Annotated in this window: 15 protein-coding genes and 1 riboswitch; of the genes, 6 read left to right on the top strand and 9 right to left on the bottom strand. The window is 41.2% G+C overall.

The window, feature by feature from the left end:
- Positions 1-25: 25 nt before the first annotated feature.
- From guaA to PSI14_RS01245, 5 genes are all read left to right on the top strand, one after another.
- Positions 26-1,603 (top strand): glutamine-hydrolyzing GMP synthase, encoded by a 1,578-nt coding sequence (guaA, locus tag PSI14_RS01265; RefSeq protein ID WP_273574027.1) that lies wholly within the window; start codon positions 26-28, stop codon positions 1,601-1,603.
- A gap of 501 nt (positions 1,604-2,104) precedes the next feature.
- Complete coding sequence (uhpT, locus tag PSI14_RS01260; protein ID WP_273574026.1) at positions 2,105-3,481, top strand: hexose-6-phosphate:phosphate antiporter UhpT; 1,377 nt, start codon at positions 2,105-2,107, stop codon at positions 3,479-3,481.
- Positions 3,482-3,658: 177 nt separating this feature from the next.
- Positions 3,659-4,267 carry a response regulator transcription factor UhpA gene (gene uhpA, locus PSI14_RS01255; RefSeq protein ID WP_273574099.1) on the top strand — a complete coding sequence of 203 codons (609 nt, stop codon included), beginning with the start codon at positions 3,659-3,661 and terminating at the stop codon, positions 4,265-4,267.
- Entirely contained in the window at positions 4,267-5,796 is a 1,530-nt protein-coding gene (gene uhpB / locus PSI14_RS01250) for a signal transduction histidine-protein kinase/phosphatase UhpB (RefSeq protein ID WP_273574025.1), read from the top strand. Before uhpA ends, uhpB begins: the two co-directional genes overlap by 1 nt.
- Before the next feature lie 9 nt (positions 5,797-5,805).
- On the top strand, positions 5,806-7,137 hold the full coding sequence (locus PSI14_RS01245; RefSeq protein ID WP_273574024.1) for an MFS transporter: 1,332 nt from the start codon (positions 5,806-5,808) through the stop codon (positions 7,135-7,137).
- Positions 7,138-7,198: 61 nt separating this feature from the next.
- Here the strand turns inward: PSI14_RS01245 and PSI14_RS01240 are convergent, their stop codons facing one another.
- Entirely contained in the window at positions 7,199-7,741 is a 543-nt protein-coding gene (locus tag PSI14_RS01240; RefSeq protein ID WP_273574023.1) for a GNAT family N-acetyltransferase, read from the bottom strand.
- 173 nt (positions 7,742-7,914) lie between these two features.
- On the opposite strand from PSI14_RS01240, the gene rlmA reads away from it, so the two are divergent.
- The gene (gene rlmA, locus PSI14_RS01235; protein WP_273574022.1) at positions 7,915-8,745 is read left to right on the top strand and encodes a 23S rRNA (guanine(745)-N(1))-methyltransferase; all 831 of its coding nucleotides are present in this window, start codon (positions 7,915-7,917) and stop codon (positions 8,743-8,745) included.
- Positions 8,746-8,897: 152 nt separating this feature from the next.
- On the opposite strand, the gene mntP is transcribed toward rlmA, so the two are convergent.
- The 8 genes from mntP to pabB form a co-directional block, all read right to left on the bottom strand.
- A complete protein-coding gene (gene mntP, locus PSI14_RS01230) occupies positions 8,898-9,482 on the bottom strand; it encodes a manganese efflux pump MntP (RefSeq protein WP_273574021.1) in 585 nt (194 codons plus the stop codon).
- 143 nt (positions 9,483-9,625) lie between these two features.
- A riboswitch (yybP-ykoY riboswitch) is annotated at positions 9,626-9,751 on the bottom strand.
- Between the two features lie 156 nt (positions 9,752-9,907).
- Complete coding sequence (locus tag PSI14_RS01225) at positions 9,908-10,366, bottom strand: DUF986 family protein (protein WP_273574020.1); 459 nt, start codon at positions 10,364-10,366, stop codon at positions 9,908-9,910.
- A gap of 98 nt (positions 10,367-10,464) precedes the next feature.
- Positions 10,465-11,322, bottom strand: a complete 858-nt coding sequence (locus PSI14_RS01220; RefSeq protein ID WP_370688795.1) for a PTS mannose transporter subunit IID — start codon at positions 11,320-11,322, stop codon at positions 10,465-10,467.
- Positions 11,323-11,335: 13 nt separating this feature from the next.
- A complete protein-coding gene (locus PSI14_RS01215) occupies positions 11,336-12,133 on the bottom strand; it encodes a PTS mannose/fructose/sorbose transporter subunit IIC (protein ID WP_273574018.1) in 798 nt (265 codons plus the stop codon).
- Between the two features lie 83 nt (positions 12,134-12,216).
- Positions 12,217-13,191, bottom strand: a complete 975-nt coding sequence (manX, locus tag PSI14_RS01210) for a PTS mannose transporter subunit IIAB (RefSeq protein ID WP_273574017.1) — start codon at positions 13,189-13,191, stop codon at positions 12,217-12,219.
- A gap of 541 nt (positions 13,192-13,732) precedes the next feature.
- Positions 13,733-15,097 (bottom strand): L-serine ammonia-lyase, encoded by a 1,365-nt coding sequence (locus tag PSI14_RS01205; protein WP_273574016.1) that lies wholly within the window; start codon positions 15,095-15,097, stop codon positions 13,733-13,735.
- A gap of 169 nt (positions 15,098-15,266) precedes the next feature.
- Entirely contained in the window at positions 15,267-15,836 is a 570-nt protein-coding gene (locus PSI14_RS01200; protein ID WP_273574015.1) for a CoA pyrophosphatase, read from the bottom strand.
- The gene (gene pabB, locus PSI14_RS01195; RefSeq protein WP_273574014.1) at positions 15,833-17,203 is read right to left on the bottom strand and encodes an aminodeoxychorismate synthase component 1; all 1,371 of its coding nucleotides are present in this window, start codon (positions 17,201-17,203) and stop codon (positions 15,833-15,835) included. Before pabB ends, PSI14_RS01200 begins: the two co-directional genes overlap by 4 nt.
- Positions 17,204-17,301: the final 98 nt, after the last annotated feature.

Below are 17,301 nucleotides of genomic sequence, written 5' to 3'. Positions count from 1 at the left end.
CACTTGTTTTTGGAACTCAACTCAAATGACAACTAATATCCATCAGCATCGCATTCTGATCCTTGATTTTGGCTCGCAATATACTCAGCTTATTGCTCGCCGCATTCGTGAACTTGGTGTTTATTGTGAACTTTGGACATGGAGTGTCACTGAAGAGCAAATTCGTGCATTTAATCCAAATGGTATTATCCTTTCTGGTGGACCAGAAAGCACGACTGAGCACAATAGTCCGCGTGCGCCGGAATATGTTTTCAATGCGGGTGTACCCGTGCTGGGTATCTGCTATGGCATGCAAACCATGTCTACGCAATTGGGTGGTCAAGTTTCCAACTCTGATGAGCGTGAATTTGGTTATGCGCAGGTTGAAATCAAGAATGAATGTGAACTATTCCGCGATATTCAAGATGCTCTGAGCGAAGCCGGCAAGCCGTTGCTGGATGTATGGATGAGTCATGGTGATAAAGTGACGGCTATTCCAGCTGATTTCACAACCGTTGCCAGCACGGATACTTGTCCGTTTGCTATCATGGCTAACGATGAAAAACGTTTTTATGGTGTGCAATTCCACCCAGAAGTGACTCATACTCATCAAGGCTTGAATATTCTGAAACGTTTCGTGTTGAATATTTGTCAATGTGAAGCACTGTGGACACCTGCTTCTATCATCGAAGATATCGTCGAACGTCTGCGTGTGCAGATTGGTGATGATCACGTTATTCTGGCACTGTCTGGTGGTGTGGATTCTTCTGTTACTGCACTGCTGTTGAACCGTGCGATTGGTAAGCGTTTGACTTGCGTTTTCGTAGATAATGGCTTGCTGCGTTTGAACGAAGCGGATCAGGTAATGGAGATGTTTGCAGGCAAATTTGATCTGAACATCATCCATGTTAAAGCGGAAGAGCGTTTCTTGTCTGCACTGGCAGGAATTGATGATCCAGAAGCTAAACGTAAAACCATTGGTCACGCCTTTATTGATGTATTTGATGAAGAAGCCTCGAAACAAACTCAGGTTAAGTGGCTGGCACAGGGTACGATTTACCCAGACGTTATCGAATCTGCGGCATCTGCAACTGGTAATGCTCATGTTATTAAATCTCACCACAATGTAGGTGGCTTGCCAGAAGATATGAAACTGGGTCTGGTTGAACCGCTGAAAGAGTTGTTCAAAGACGAAGTTCGCCGTATCGGTTTAGAACTGGGCCTGCCATATGACATGTTGTATCGTCACCCATTCCCAGGCCCAGGCCTTGGTGTTCGCGTATTGGGTGAAGTGAAGAAAGAATATTGTGACTTGCTGCGCCGCGCTGATGCTATCTTTATTGAAGAACTGCATAAAGCGGATTTGTACCATAAAGTCAGCCAGGCATTTACCGTATTCCTGCCAGTTCGTTCTGTTGGCGTTATGGGCGATGGCCGTAAATATGATTGGGTTGTGTCTCTGCGTGCGGTAGAAACTATCGACTTTATGACCGCTCATTGGGCGCATCTGCCATATGATTTCTTGGGTCGTGTATCGAACAGGATCATCAATGAAGTGGCTGGTATTTCGCGGGTAGTCTATGACATTAGCGGTAAACCACCAGCAACAATTGAGTGGGAATGATTAGAGCCTTCCCAAACCTCATCAAATCATCATGATTTTCTAATTAAGGCCCTGATTTCAGGGTCTTTTTCCTTTCCATATCTCACCAAATCACACCCTATCAGCATACAATTTCTGACAGTATCTTTTGGATGAACCTGCATGGCAATGGCCGGATAAGAATTGAATACCTTGTCCTTTGATTAAAGCTTTTGATTGAAGCATTTGATTAAAATTATCAGCATGTGGGATCACTCTTTACTTAACAAAAACAAAGAATGTGATTCTTTTCACGCTTTATGCTCGAATAGGGCAAAATTAGGAAATATTCCTAGTTCAATTAAGACCATGGCTCAAGCCAATTTCTCTCCAGTTTTTTAAACTGTCCAGTAATAACCATACCTATAAAAAATTATATCCACAAAAACTATATCTACGAAAACTTTCGCTTTCTTGTGATTTGCCTTTTTATTTTCACCTGCTTCAAAAAGGCTTTTTCTCGTGATCACCTAAGGATTTAAAATGCTTAAGATTTTAGAACAAATTCGTAAGCCGACACTGGATCTTCCAGTGGAAGTACGCCGCAAAATGTGGTTCAAACCCTTTATACAGTCGTATTTGGTGGTTTTTATCGGTTATATGGCTATGTATTTGGTGCGTAAAAACTTCAACATAGCTCAAAACGATATGATCTCGACTTATGGTCTGTCGATGACGCAGTTGGGCTTGATAGGGCTAGGTTTTTCTATTACTTACGGTATTGGTAAGACTGTCGTTGCTTACTATGCGGATGGCAAAAATACCAAACAATTCCTGCCATTTATGTTGATCTTATCTGGCCTTGCCATGCTAGGGTTTAGCATGAGTATGGGAGGTTCCAGCATCAGTATTTTCTTGATGGTGGCATTTTATGCATTGAGTGGCTTTTTTCAAAGTATAGGTGGGCCTGCCAGTTACTCTACCATTACGAAATGGACTCCCCGTAATAAGCGTGGAACCTATTTGGGTTTGTGGAATCTGTCACATAATGTAGGTGGTGCCGCTGCGGCTGGGGTTGCCCTCTTTGGTGCTCACTATTTCTTTAATGGTCATGTGATAGGGATGTTTATTTTCCCTGCCATTATCGCGTTGATCATTGGCTTCATCGGATTACGTTATGGCAGTGATTCGCCAGAAAGTTACGGTTTGGGTAAGGTAGAAGAGTTATTTGGTGAAACCGTCAGCGAAGAAGATATCGCCGCGGAAGAAAATCAAATGACCAAACGTGAGATTTTTGTTGAATATGTATTAAAAAACAAAGTCATTTGGCTACTTTGTTTTGCCAATATCTTCCTTTATATCGTGCGCATTGGTATTGACCAGTGGTCAACGGTGTATGCGTATCAGGTATTGGGGCAGTCAAAAGAAACCGCCATCACAGGTTTTACCATGTTCGAAATAGGGGCATTGATAGGCACATTAATGTGGGGGTATCTGTCAGATTTAGCGAATGGTCGCCGTGCTTTGGTTGCTTGTGTTTCGTTAAGTTTGATTATTGTCTGTCTTGAATTCTATCAACATGCAACCACTGAATTCATGTATTTGGGATCGCTGTTTGTACTTGGTTTTCTGGTATTTGGCCCACAATTGTTGATTGGTGTGGCTGCTGTTGGTTTTGTACCGAAAAAAGCAATCAGTGTGGCTGATGGCGTCAAAGGAACTTTTGCCTACTTAATTGGTGACAGTTTTGCCAAACTTGGTTTAGGGATGATTGCTGATGGCGTGCCTATTTTTGGTTTGACTGGCTGGAAAGGAACGTTTGTTGCCCTTGATACTTCAGCATTTATATGCCTCAGCTTGCTTGCTTGCGTAGCCATTGCGGAAGAGCGAAAAATTCGAAAAACGAAAAAAGTACATTAAGCCATACTGAAAAAACATATTGATGCTGCTGTATACCCACAGCAGCATTTTTTCATCAATTTTTACCCTGATGTTACATCTTTCTATTTATCGCAAGCCATTGTCTATTGTGAACTATTGCGAAGCTATATCAATAAGAGTAGTTTAGCCCGATTCTTAATTCGATAATAAATAATGATGATTAAAGTAGCATTAGTTGATGATCATGTTGTTGTGCGTTCGGGATTTGCTCAATTACTGAATTTAGAACCCGATATTGAAGTTGTGGGTGAGTTCAGTTCATGTGCTGAAGCCAGGCAAGGGTTACCAGGATCGGGTGCAACAGTTTGCATTCTTGATATTTCGATGAAAGATGAAAGTGGATTATCTCTACTGAAAGATCTCCCTTCTGGCATTAACTGCATTATGCTGAGTGTTCATGATTCTGCCACCATGGTGGAAAGTGCGTTGAAGGCTGGTGCACGTGGTTATCTCAGTAAACGTTGCAGCCCAGACGAGTTGGTTCAAGCTGTGCGTACTACCGCCAATAATGGTTGCTATCTTACGCCAGACATTGTACTTAATTTAACGTCATCAAAGAGCAATCCGGCTTCATTGGAACACCTGACTAACAGAGAACGACAAGTTGGGGAGATGTTGGCTAGCGGTATGGACGTTAAAGCTGTGGCGGCTGAGTTAGGATTAAGTCATAAAACAGTACATGTCCATCGAGCCAATGCGATGAGTAAATTAGGGGTAACGAATAACGTTGGTTTAGCGAATTATTTTGCCACTAGTGATCTCTAATGTGTCGATATCTGATCAATTCATTTTGCGGCTGGTTATTGTTTTCTTGTTGGTGGTTTTGCTTATGGGTCATCGCATACTATTTTGTTAATGACTCTGAATTGGCTATTTTATTTTTTCCTTTTGCCTTGCGTCTCGGTGTTGCACTTCATACACCCAAGCGTTATTGGATGACTATTTATGGCACCGAATGGAAACTTACCATTTGTTTGGCGTTCTTAATGGGCCAACCGCAATGGCTGACTGTATTAACGGCCAGCATAGCCAGTTTCCCGCTTGTTTGGTTTGCCCGCTATTATTATTGTGGCAGTCAAAGTCAATGGCAGCGATTTGCAGTTATGGCAGGCATAATTCTGGTAACTTCCATGATTAATGTGTTGGCGATAAGCAACCATAATTCTGCTTTGAGTATTGCATTCTTGGTGAGTTTAACTGGCGGTGTCATGTTGGTTCCTTTGTGTTATTTAATATGGCACTACCTGTTCCAAAATATTTGGCTTCCTCTGACTGCTAACCTTGTATCACATCGAATTCAGTTTCATCTGAAACACGTTGTTCTTTATATTTTATTGTTTGTACTAAATATTTTTCTTCAGGTTAACCTCCCGAACGAATTGCGTTATTTTGCTCCATTTTGTCTGGTCATTCCAATTATCTTATTGGCTTTTCGTTACGGCTGGCAAGGTGCTGTAGTCGGTACTTTGCTGAACAGTATTGCATTGATTGCCGCGCGCAGTGGTGTATCAAATATGGAGATCACAGATCTCTTGTTATCGCTGTTGGTTCAAACGGTTACTGGGATTATGTTGGGTGTGGCTGTACAACGTCAGCGTGATCTCAATGCACAGTTAAAGCGTCAACTCCATTGTAATCACAGTCTGTCCCGTCAATTGGTGAAAGCGGAAGAATCGGTAAGGCGGGAGATTGCACGTGAATTGCATGATGAAATTGGTCAGAATATTACCGCTATTCGTACACAAGCCAATATTATTCAGCGGGTAGAAGTGGCACCGATTAGTGCTAATTGTGCCAAAACAATCGAGTCATTATCCCTCAATATTTACGATACGACTAAAGGGTTGCTGAGCCGGCTGCGGCCTAAAATTCTTGATGATCTCGGTTTGAAAGAAGCCATAGAACAATTATTGCGGGATATGAAATTTGAATCTCATGGCATATCAGTAGAAATTCATTGGACAACGGATTCAATTATGGCAATTGAGCAACTAAGTGACACAACCAAAATTACGTTATATCGCCTTTGTCAGGAAGCGTTGAATAATGCCATGAAATATTCTCAAGCGGATCGTATTGAACTGTATTTTTCTGTCAACGATATGATCCATTTATCGATTCAAGATAATGGTATTGGCTGTAAAGCCGAAGATCATATGAAAGGATTTGGTTTACGCGGTATGCGGGAACGTGTGCAGGCCCTCGGTGGAAAATTATCCATTCACGGTGAAAAACGACAAGGTGATTCGACATCTTCGGGAACGGATTTATCTATCATTTTGCCTAAATTTTAAGGTAGGGACATGACAGTTTCTTCGCAATCCAAGCCACTAAATGACAAGCATTTATCTGATGGAGAAATTGGAGAACAGTATCGTTACTGGCGCTTGCATATTATGTTGAACCTTTATCTAGGATATGCATTATTTTACTTTACCCGTAAAAATTTTAATTATGCAGTGCCTGCCATGATAACTGATCTCGGCCTTGATAAAGCAGAAATTGGCCTTATTGGCACGCTATTTTATATCACATATGGTTGCTCTAAATTCCTTTCCGGCATTATTTCTGACCGCTCCAATCCGCGTTATTTTATGGGAATAGGGTTAATTGCCACGGGGATTATTAATATCTTTTTTGGTTTGTCCAGTTCGATTGTGATGTTTGCCTTTCTGTGGATTTTAAATGCGTGGTTTCAGGGATGGGGTTCGCCGTCATGCGCTAAATTGCTCACCAGTTGGTATTCTCGCTCAGAGCGTGGTTTTTGGTGGTCTCTATGGAATACTTCACATCATGTAGGTAGTGCATTGATTGCATTATTTGTCAGTTTCTTGACGTTACATTTTAGCTGGCGAGAAGGGTTTATTGTGCCGGGCTGCTTAGGTATTTTGGCCGGAATATTTTTATGTTGGCGATTACGTGATAAGCCCACCACAATGGGGTTACCGACCATTGGTCAATTTCGTAATGATCATTTGGAAAAGGTGCACGAAAATCAAGGGCAAGGGTTAACGACTAAAGAAATCCTGAAAACTTACGTTTTTTGCAATAAGTATATTTGGCTGCTTTCATTTAGTTACGTTCTGGTATACCTCGTCCGTACTGTTATTAATGATTGGGGAAATGTCTATCTGACAGAATATCATCATTATGATTTAGTGAGTGCAAATGCGGTATTATCGCTTTTTGAAGTCGGTGGATTTATGGGGTCACTGGTTGCAGGATGGGGATCTGATAAAGTATTTGGTGGCAATCGTGGGCCGATGAACTTGATATTTGCGATGGGCATTTTTTTATCAGTGGCAGCCTTATGGTTAATGCCTATGACTAATTTGATTTTTCAATCAATAGGTTTTTTTACCATTGGCTTTTTCGTTTTTGGCCCACAATTGTTGATCGGGATGGCTGCTGCGGAATGTTCACATAAAGATTCTGCGGGAGCAGCCACGGGATTTGTTGGTCTTTTTGCTTATACTGGCGCTGCACTTGCTGGTTATCCTTTTGCCGTTATTTTAGAACATTATCATTGGACGGGCTTATTTATTACTATTTCTGTCTGCGCAGTAATGATCGGGTTATTATTACTTCCGTTCCTACAAGCCCAATTTCCTCAACAGAAAGTGCAGGAATTATGAGACTATATATCCGATGGATGAAGGATATAGATATTAAATATGTGGATTTAGTATGGGCTTATTACCTATGACACCATTCATCTTTGGTTATTTCCCAAAATTCACAATCATGTCTTCCTGAGACATATTCTTTTTCTTCTACTTTTATCAGTTTGGCTCCTTGTGACAATGAAATTTTTTTCGAGCCTTGGTTAATACTGGCTTTTTGTGTTCTGAGAACGGATTGTCCCAGCACATGGAACCAATAATCAGTCACTTTTTCACAGGCTTCGCGCATTAATCCTTGGCCTTGGTATTCCAGAGATAGCCAGAAGCCTCTATTGTTATCTTGTTTATCATATAACCCGATCACACCGATTAACTCATCAGGTTGTTTTTTTACTCTAATAGACCATATCCATGCTTTTCCTGATTGTATTGCGGGAAGAGCCACTTTTTTAACAAAATAATCTGCACCATCGTCAGGATAAGGCCAAGAGACTGCGCGGCTATCTAAGTATTTGACAATATCCCAATGAGGAAATTTTTGCTGAATTTGAATAGCATCGTCATAAGCCAGTTTTTTTAACAGAAGCCGCTTGGTTTCTAGATCATCGAATGGCATTTTACTCTCCGAATGTAAATAAGCTGTTATTTTATGGTAGTGAAAAACACTAATTTTAGTGTTGAAAATAGTCAATTCAATTTTTTCACTTTAGCAAAATAGTGGGATGCAAGGTTTGGATTTTAAAAACATGGTATAGTATGCCCCCGATTTTTCCTATCCGCCGGAATGTTATGTCTTATCAATGTCCTTTATGCCACTTACCATTACTGTTTGCTAACCCCCAATCTGCTAACCCCCAATGGCATTGCGAAAACAATCATCAGTTCGATTGTGCGAAAGAAGGGTATGTCAATTTGCTGCCCGTTCAGCATAAACGCTCAAAAGAGCCGGGTGATAGTGTGGAAATGATGCAAGCAAGAAGGGCATTTTTGCATTCAGGCCATTATCGGGCACTGCAACAAAAAGCTATTGAATTACTTAGCGAATATTTACCAGAGTGCGCTAATACTTTGTTGGATATTGGTTGTGGGGAAGGTTATTACACAGCAGCGGTTCAGGAGCAGTTGAATCTTCATCAAGATTTGGTGGTGTATGGATTGGATGTGGCGAAAGTTGCCGTCCGTTATGGTGCCAAGCGTTATCCTGCGGTTAATTTTTGTGTAGCATCCAGCCATCGGTTGCCATTTGCGGATAGTTCATTGGATGGTATTTTGCGTATTTATGCCCCTTGCAAGGCAACAGAATTGGCTAGGGTGGTGAAAACGGATGGTATCGTTCTGACGGTAACGCCAGGTCCTCGCCATCTGTATCAATTGAAGGAGTTAATTTATCAGGAAGTGCATTTACATCCTGAGAATCAGGAGCACTGGAGTGAGTTTGAGTTAGTTGCAACTGAAACGCTGGCTTATGCAATGTCATTGGATGGTGAGCAAGCGCATAATTTATTGCAGATGACCCCTTTTGCTTGGCGGGCATCAGAAGAAGTTAAAGCATATTTGATCTCGAAAGAACAGTTCAATTGTGAAGTAGATTTCACGTTAAAAGTATATCGGCGTATTTGATAATCAGAAGATTACTGTCACTTTTATTAGATCGTAGATCTGGCGTAATTATGTGCGTACTATGCTTAATGGATTTTAAATTTCAGCCAATAAAGCTACCACTTGAAAGACGAAAGCATATATTACTCCAGATCACTGGCATAAATAATAGCTTATTCCGCATACATAAATAATTTAAGATGCTCGAATAATATATTGAAGCCAATGGCAATTAGGACTAATCCTCCAACCAACTCGGCTCTTTTGCCTAATAACGGGCCAATATAGCGACCAATTAACATGCCTAATGTAGCCATAATCATGGTCATGAGGCCGATTGTCATGGCTGTATGTAGAATATCAACTTGCAGGAAAGCAAGGCCGACACCAATTGCCATCGCGTCCAGACTGGTTGCAATAGCAGTGAGCACTAGCGTCACTGAACTATGACGTTGAGGAGGGACCTTAGAGGGAGTTTCAGGTTCATGCTTGAAACTGTCAATTATCATTCGGCAGCCAAGAATTAACAGCAATGAAAAGGCAATCCAATGATCCCATTCCATAATGTATTGGCTGGCATACAGGCCCAATGACCATCCGATTAAAGGAGTACAGGCTTCAACTAAGCCAAAGATGATGCCTGTGCGGATAGCTTCGCGGAAATGAGGTTGGTGAAGGGTGGCTCCTTTTCCTACGGCAGCGGCAAAAGCATCCATGGAAAGGGCGAATGCGAGAATAAGTGTTGCATAGAGATTCATCAAAATAGCCTCGGTTGGGTGATTCCATATCCACACAACACACCCCCAACCAATGGTGCTGTTATGTGTCTATGGTCTTGCCAACCAATTTATACCCGTTATCTTTCAAGTTTCCGCTTTGTGAACTGTAACTTGAAATTTATAGAGCATAAAAACCTAGATTTTATTAGGTTATTTGGTCATTCGTACCACGTTTTATTTTAAACGAGTATGTTGATACGAATTTTCCAGATATTTTCTGGAACAGGCTACTCCCCAATGACTGCTGCGGACAATATCATATTCAGAATAAAAGGCAAAAAATATTTTGTTATATTTTAAATATACAAATGATAATGCTTATCATTATCTAAATTTGTGTTAAGAGGTAAATAAGACCAATGTAAGTTATTGATCTTATCTATCTGGTATTAAAATAAGTGAAATTATTTATTGCTGACAAGGAATTGATAAATTTTTTCTAAGTCATCCAGATTTGTTACTGATATGTATACTTTGTGTTGCTCTAAATCCATCATGAGAATGCCATCTTCAGATAAGTTCATTGCTTTGATTTTTTCATAAGAAAAAAAACGGTTGGCATGATAAAAACCGTATTTTTTAAGAATTAGTTTTGGTGAGCGAATATAACCTAAGTATAGTGTCACCAGTATGATAAATGATAATAAATAGGTAGTGAATGGGTTACCTTGCGATATAACATTATTATAAATAATGATGGCAATTAAAATGATAAAGATCAGGGCGTCAATCCGATGTTTTCTTTTAAGTTTAATATTTAACAGCGTTTTGCCTTTGAGCTGATTGATAATAAATTCATCATAAATCGCAAAAGCGAGCATTAATATAATCAAAACCATCAAGATGATATCATTCAAGCTCATTTTATCCCCTGATTTTATAATCAATAATATAACTTACAATAAATGGGGAGGAATTTTTCCTCCCCAATATTTCTAATTAAAAATGTTTGCCAATCTGATTATTTGGCTATGCCCAGAAAACCAAAATGGTAACCTACGATGCCTATAACAAAGAAACTGATAATAATCCATAACGGGTTTGCTTTTTTCCGTAATAGCCACATACAGCCAAATGTCAATAGAAGTGGGGCAATACCAGGCAGTAGTTGATCCAGAACAGTTTGAATAGTCGTTATTTTAATTTCACCTGTCGTTGGATCAGGTACTTTGGAAATAACGAGAGGGATATTGACTTTGGTCCAACTATTAACCAAGGCCCCCATCACAAACAGACCTAAAATTGACGCTCCTTCTGTCATTTTTTGCAGGAAACCGCCGCCCATATCTTTGACGATATCCATTCCTTTTTTATAACCATAGGCAACGCCGTAATAACGAGTCAGCAAACGTACTAGGTTAAATAAGAAGAAGAATAATACTGGCCCTAACAAGCTACCGCTCATCGCAATGCCTGCACCAAGTGCAGCAAAAACAGGGCGAACGGTACCCCAGAAAATAGGATCACCAACACCAGCCAGTGGCCCCATCAAGCCGACTTTGATCCCGTTGATAGCACCGTCATCAATATCGGCACCATTAGCACGCTGTTCTTCCATTGCCATGGTGACACCAAGGATAGGTGCTGCCACATAAGGATGGGTATTAAAGAATTCCAGATGGCGTTTGATAGCCAGTTTTCTTTCTTCCGTATTTTCGGGATACAGGCGGCGAATGGCCGGTACCATTGAGAAGCAAAATCCCAATGCCTGCATACGTTCAAAGTTCCATGAGCCCTGAAATAAACTAGAGCGGAGGAAGACGCCACGGATATCGCTTTGTGTCAGTTTTTTCTGACCCATGTTTGTTGACTCTGACATGTTGTTCATCCTCTTAATCTAATTCGTTATCAAGGTCATTCGGGGTATTACCAGCAGATGCGGCTACCTGTGATTGATTGTATTTAGGGTTAAGCTGGATATACAGGATCGCCAGAACAGCACCAACGATGCCAAGTATAACGAGGTTTTGCACATATACAGCGGCTACGAAACCTAAGTAGAAGAATGGCATTAGATAACCCGCACGCATCATGTTAATTACCATTGCGTAACCAACAACAACAATCATTCCACCAGCGATATTGAGGCCAGTAGTGACAACTTCTGGAATGGAATGCAGCATATCTTGGACGCCAGATGTTCCTACGGACAATGCTACAGCCAGTGAAGGCAGAGCAATACGCATGGCCTGAAGTACTAATGCTGAAAGGTGGAGAACGCTTATTGCCCGCAGATTGCCATTTTCCGCTGCTTTATCTGCAGCGTGTTGGAAGCCAACAGTCAGAGTACGGACAATGATAGTCAGAACTTGGCCTGCTGCTGCCAGAGGAATAGCCAGTGCGATACCAGCACCAACATTTTGCCCGCCCGCGATAACCAGAATGGTTGAGATTATGGAGGCTAGTGCTGCATCGGGAGCGACTGCCGCACCGATATTCATCCAGCCAAGAGCAATCATTTCCAGTGTACCGCCGATGATAATGCCTGTTTTTATATCGCCAAGCACCAAGCCGACTAATGTACAAGCAACCAATGGACGGTGAAATTGAAATTCATCAAGAATTGATCCCATACCTGCGATACAGGCAACGATGAATATCAACACAAGTTGAACAACGGTAATTTCCATTGTTTTTCTCCTGTAACCAAATGTAATTTGGTAAGAATTTTGTTATTGAGTAATGGCTATTAAAATGACATTTGTTTTTATTTTTAAACTTTTTTCAGTAGATCCATCATGTTTAAACGGGTATCACTGGCAACTTTACGGGCTTCAAGTTCTATGCCACGAGAGTTCAGTTTTTCAAAGGCCTCAATGTCAGTCCCATCAACGGAAATAGCATTATTGATCTGGGTTTTTCCTTGATGGAAAGCCATGCCACCGATGTTTATAGATTCGATATTTACACCGCCTTCTACAATACTCAGGACATCTGTTGGATTGGTGAATAGCAGCATGACACGTTCACCAGCATATTTGGGGTTGTTGTAAACCCGCACGCACTTGGCAACGTCTATGACGTGGGCGCTGACGCCGGGAGGTGCGACTTGTTTTAACAAAGTCGAACGAACAGCATCTTGAGCAACTTCATCACTAACCACAATGATACGCTTGACGTTAGTTTCTTTAGTCCAACGGGTGGCAACTTGACCGTGAATAAGGCGATCATCAATACGGGCGAGGGCAATCTTCATATGACCGCCCGCAGCAGTAGTTGGTGACACAGTAGGCGCTGAGGCAGGTGCAATGGTTGGTTTGACAGGTTCGGATTTAGCTGGCTCTTCGGCTTGCTCTGTTTTAAGAGCCCGAACTCCTTCTTTCCCAGCTTCTAATGCAACAGAAACCAGCTCTTCCATGGATGGATCATCGTCACGACACATGAAAGCTTCAACAAGCATCGGAATGTTTACACCGGTGATGATTTCGTAGTTGTCTTTATCAACAACGATACGGTTTGCGGCATTGAATGGGCTGCCACCCCAAGTATCGACAAAAAACAGAACTCCTTGTTCTGTATTAAGCGACTCCAGTTTTTTATTGTATTTATCAAATAAAGTATCAGCATTTTCACCGGGCACAAAGTCGATATAAGAAACATTTTCTTGCTCTCCAATCAACATCTCTGTGGTATGAAGCAGCTGTTCTGCCGCAGTCCCGTGTGTGCCAATCATAATGGCTATACTCACTTGTTTTCCCCTTTCTTTAACAATTGAATTCAGACCTACTGCAAGCACATACTCAATATTTCTAATGTATTGAATCTCCTATCAATGAATATGATAGTTGTGAATATAAAGCTGTATCGAAAATCTATCTCAAAATTTCATTTCGCATGGTTTTATATTTTGTTACATAAGAAAATATGTCGTTAGATTATCATTTGAAGCCTTCAAGAAAATTGCTATCAGTCAGAAAAATTAAGACTGACTGTTTTAATAGGTTAAAACAAGATTTTATTCTGATTTATTGTAAATTTTTATTTTTTAATATTGTTTTATTTAAATAAATTGGTGTTTATATCTGTTTCCGGTAACATTTTATTAATTTTCTGATAAAAAAATTGTGATGTTTTTGTCGCGAAATGGAAAATAATGTACTTTAGTAATTCGTTTCAGCCAAAAAAATATCCCAACCAAATAGCAGGGATATTATTTCAGATAAATTGTAGATGTAGCAAAGATAGGCAACAATATCACTCATTACAGAGTGAATGAGTGATATTTTATATTAGTCACACTGAACTTTTATTGCCAAGCCACCGCGTGAAGTTTCACGGTATTTCGCGTTCATATCTTTACCAGTTTCATACATGGTTTCAATGACTTTATCGAGCGAAACACGTGGTTCACTGGTACGGCGTAGTGCCATACGTGCAGCATTGATTGCCTTGACTGACGCTATAGCATTACGCTCAATGCAAGGCACTTGCACTTGGCCTGCAACAGGGTCACAAGTCAGGCCAAGATTATGTTCCATGCCAATTTCTGCTGCGATGCAAACTTGCTCAGGGCTAGCTCCAAGTAATTCGGCAATGCCGGCTGCTGCCATAGAGCAAGCAACACCAACTTCACCCTGACAGCCAACTTCAGCGCCAGAAATAGAGGCATTCATCTTATATAAGATACCGACTGCACCAGAAGCCAGAAAATAGCGGGTATACAATTCCGGTGTTACTGGCTCGATGCAGTGGTTGTAATAGGCCAAAACGGCAGGGACGATCCCACATGCACCATTAGTTGGTGCTGTAACAACCCGGCCACCAGCGGCATTTTCTTCATTGACGGCCAATGCAAACATATTGATTAAATCAACAACATTCATTGGGTCATTAGACAATTTGTTCGATGATGTCAGCATACGGTGCAATGCTGCCGCGCGGCGAGGAACACGTAATGGGCCTGGCAAAACTCCTTCTGTGGTCAGGCCACGATCGATACAGGCTTGCATGGTTGCCCATATATCCGCGAAATACTCAGCGATTTCTTCTTTGCTGTGTAAATCCAATTCATTTTTCATCATCAAGCCAGAAACGGACAAACCTGTTTTGCTACAGTTCATCAGCAGTTCTGCTGCGGAGCTGTATGGGTAAGAAACAGGTCTGGTATCTTGGGATGGCTTGCCAAAATGTTCTTCATCAACAATGAAACCACCACCGATAGAGTAGTAGGTTTTGCTGTAGATTTTTTTATCACCCGCGAACGCATGAATTTGCATGCCGTTTTCGTGCAGTGATAGGTTATCGCTACGGAAGTTCATACCACCATCGCGAGGAAAATCGACTTCTTGTAAACCGTTTGCCAGTGGCAAACGTTGAGTTAGCTCAACATCACGAATAAAACCTGGAATTGAATCAATATCAACGGTTGCTGGCATATTACCCGCCAGACCCATGATGATAGCGATATCCGTATGGTGACCTTTCCCGGTTAATGAAAGTGAGCCGTATACATCAACAGCTACACGCGTGATAGAGGACATTACTCCCTGGTTTACAAGATCATCGACAAATTGTTTGCCTGCTTTCATAGGACCAACAGTATGAGAGCTGGATGGGCCAATACCCACCTTAAACATGTCGAAAACGCTAATCACGCCAGACTCCTTTAAGAAGAAAGAGATATAGTTATATATATTGAAGCGCGCTACTTTACTGTTATTTAGTAGTGTTGATAAAGGAGTTTACAGTTTTTTTTTAATTATAATAGCAATTGATATGATTATGGATAAGTAATGCACAGTTTTATCGCGTTTTGTGTCCAACTCAGGGTGTTTTTTGAACTTGTTGTGCTAAGCGATAAATAATGGTGGCAGTTAATCCCCAAATCATATGCTTTTGGTGCCAATAAAAATAGACTCGGTGTTGTCGGTTACGGCGTTTTATATCCAGATACCGATAATGGGGAAGGGAAAGCGCATCAAACAGTGGAATTTCAAAAATGTTTGCTACTTCTGCGGGGTTTGTCTGAAAAGAAACAGGCTCGGAAATCAGCCCGATGACTGGAGTGACACAATAACCTCCAGTACTATCTAAAGGGGCTAATTGCCCCAGTATTTTTACTTTCTCTTGCGGTAAACTGACTTCTTCTTCTGCCTCACGCAAGGCGGTGGCAATAAGAGAAGAGTCTTCAGGATCTGCTGCTCCGCCCGGAAAAGCAATTTGTCCTGCGTGAGAGCGAAGGTTTATAGAACGTTGGGTGAATAATAACGTTGGTTCTGGCTTACATATAATCGGCAATAATACTGCGGCATTCCGTTGGTTGCTCGGCAAATGTGCTGAGTGTGCAGGAAGTTGTAATTGAAACCGATGGATGAAGTCAGAAATCGATATCATGGTATATAGAGTTTCCCTAATTGAGGTAAGATTCGTCCGAGTTTATCAAATGTTTCCTGATATTCTTTTTCAGCGATGCTATCTGCGACTATGCCACCACCAGCCCAACAGTAAATTTTTCCTTTTTCTGTCAGTAAGGTACGGATGGTAATATTGCTGTCCATTGTACCGCAGAAACTAATATAGCCAATAGCGCCGCAATATCCATGTCTGCGATGCGGTTCTAATTCTTCAATAATTTCCATGGCTCGAATTTTGGGGGCACCAGTAATTGAACCACCAGGAAAACAAGCGCGGAGTAAATCAGTAGCATGATAGATATCAGGTAAAACGGCTGTTATGGTGCTGACCAGATGGTGTACGGCCGGAAAAGGCTCAACAACAAATAACTCAGGTACTTTGACAGAGCCTGGTATCGCAACCCGTCCAATGTCATTTCTCAGTAAGTCAACAATCATCAGGTTTTCAGCGCGATCTTTTCGTGAATTGGCTAATTTCTTTGCTTGTAGCTGATCTTCTGTGGGATCTTCCAATCGTGGCAATGTCCCTTTTATCGGGCGGGTTTGAATGTGATTATCTTCCAGAAGAATAAAGCGTTCAGGTGAAACACTGATAATGCAGTGCTCAGGTAAACGGATAAAGGCAGAGAAGGGGGCACGGTTACTTTCATTGAGCTGGATAAATGCTTGCCATTCATCTCCCTTATAATTGGCATGGAACCGCTGTGATAAATTGACTTGATAGCAATCTCCATCTCGTAAGTAGCGATGGATTTGAGCAATTTTTTCTTGGTATTGCTGTGTTGTCATGTTGGATTGCCATTGACTTGTCAGAGTAAGGTCTTCTTTTCTATTTTCTCGCAGAGACTCTAACCATGTCAGTCGTTCGTCAATATTGTGGTAGCTCAGTAATGTCGCTCTCTGTAGCTGATGATCAATAATCAAACCCCAATCGTAGATACCCATGGCCATATCGGGAAAATTCAGTTCATTGACGGCTAATTCGGGTAATTTTTCGATGCGTCGCCCGAGATCGTATCCCCATATGCCTAATGCCCCTCCTTGAAAAGGTAGGTCAGGATCAAACTGGGCATTGATATCATAGGAATGAAGATGTTCTTTTAATAGCAGGAAGGGATCTTCCTGAGAAAGGGAAACCTTACCATTATGATTAATTTCGGTCGATTCCCTTTGGGTGACAAGTGTTGTTACAGGTTCGGCGACGAGAATATCAAATCGATTATGTGGATGTTCCGCAGTTCCAGAATGTAACAGCATGGCCCAAGGTAATGCAGAAAGGGGAGTAAAATAGTGAATAGCAAGATCAGGGGAATAAGGTAATTGTCGTTTTTGTAATGCAATTTTCATGACGGAATCAGTGTTGGTATTTGGCAAATTCACAAGAAATAACATATTAATCCGCGGAGATTATCACACAATCTTACTCCTGACTTGGGATAAAAAAG

It is taken from the genome of Xenorhabdus anantnagensis (genome assembly GCF_028598555.1).
Lineage (GTDB): Bacteria > Pseudomonadota > Gammaproteobacteria > Enterobacterales > Enterobacteriaceae > Xenorhabdus > Xenorhabdus anantnagensis.
Note: the sequence above shows the minus strand (reverse complement) of the source record. Positions and strands in the feature narration are given on the sequence as shown.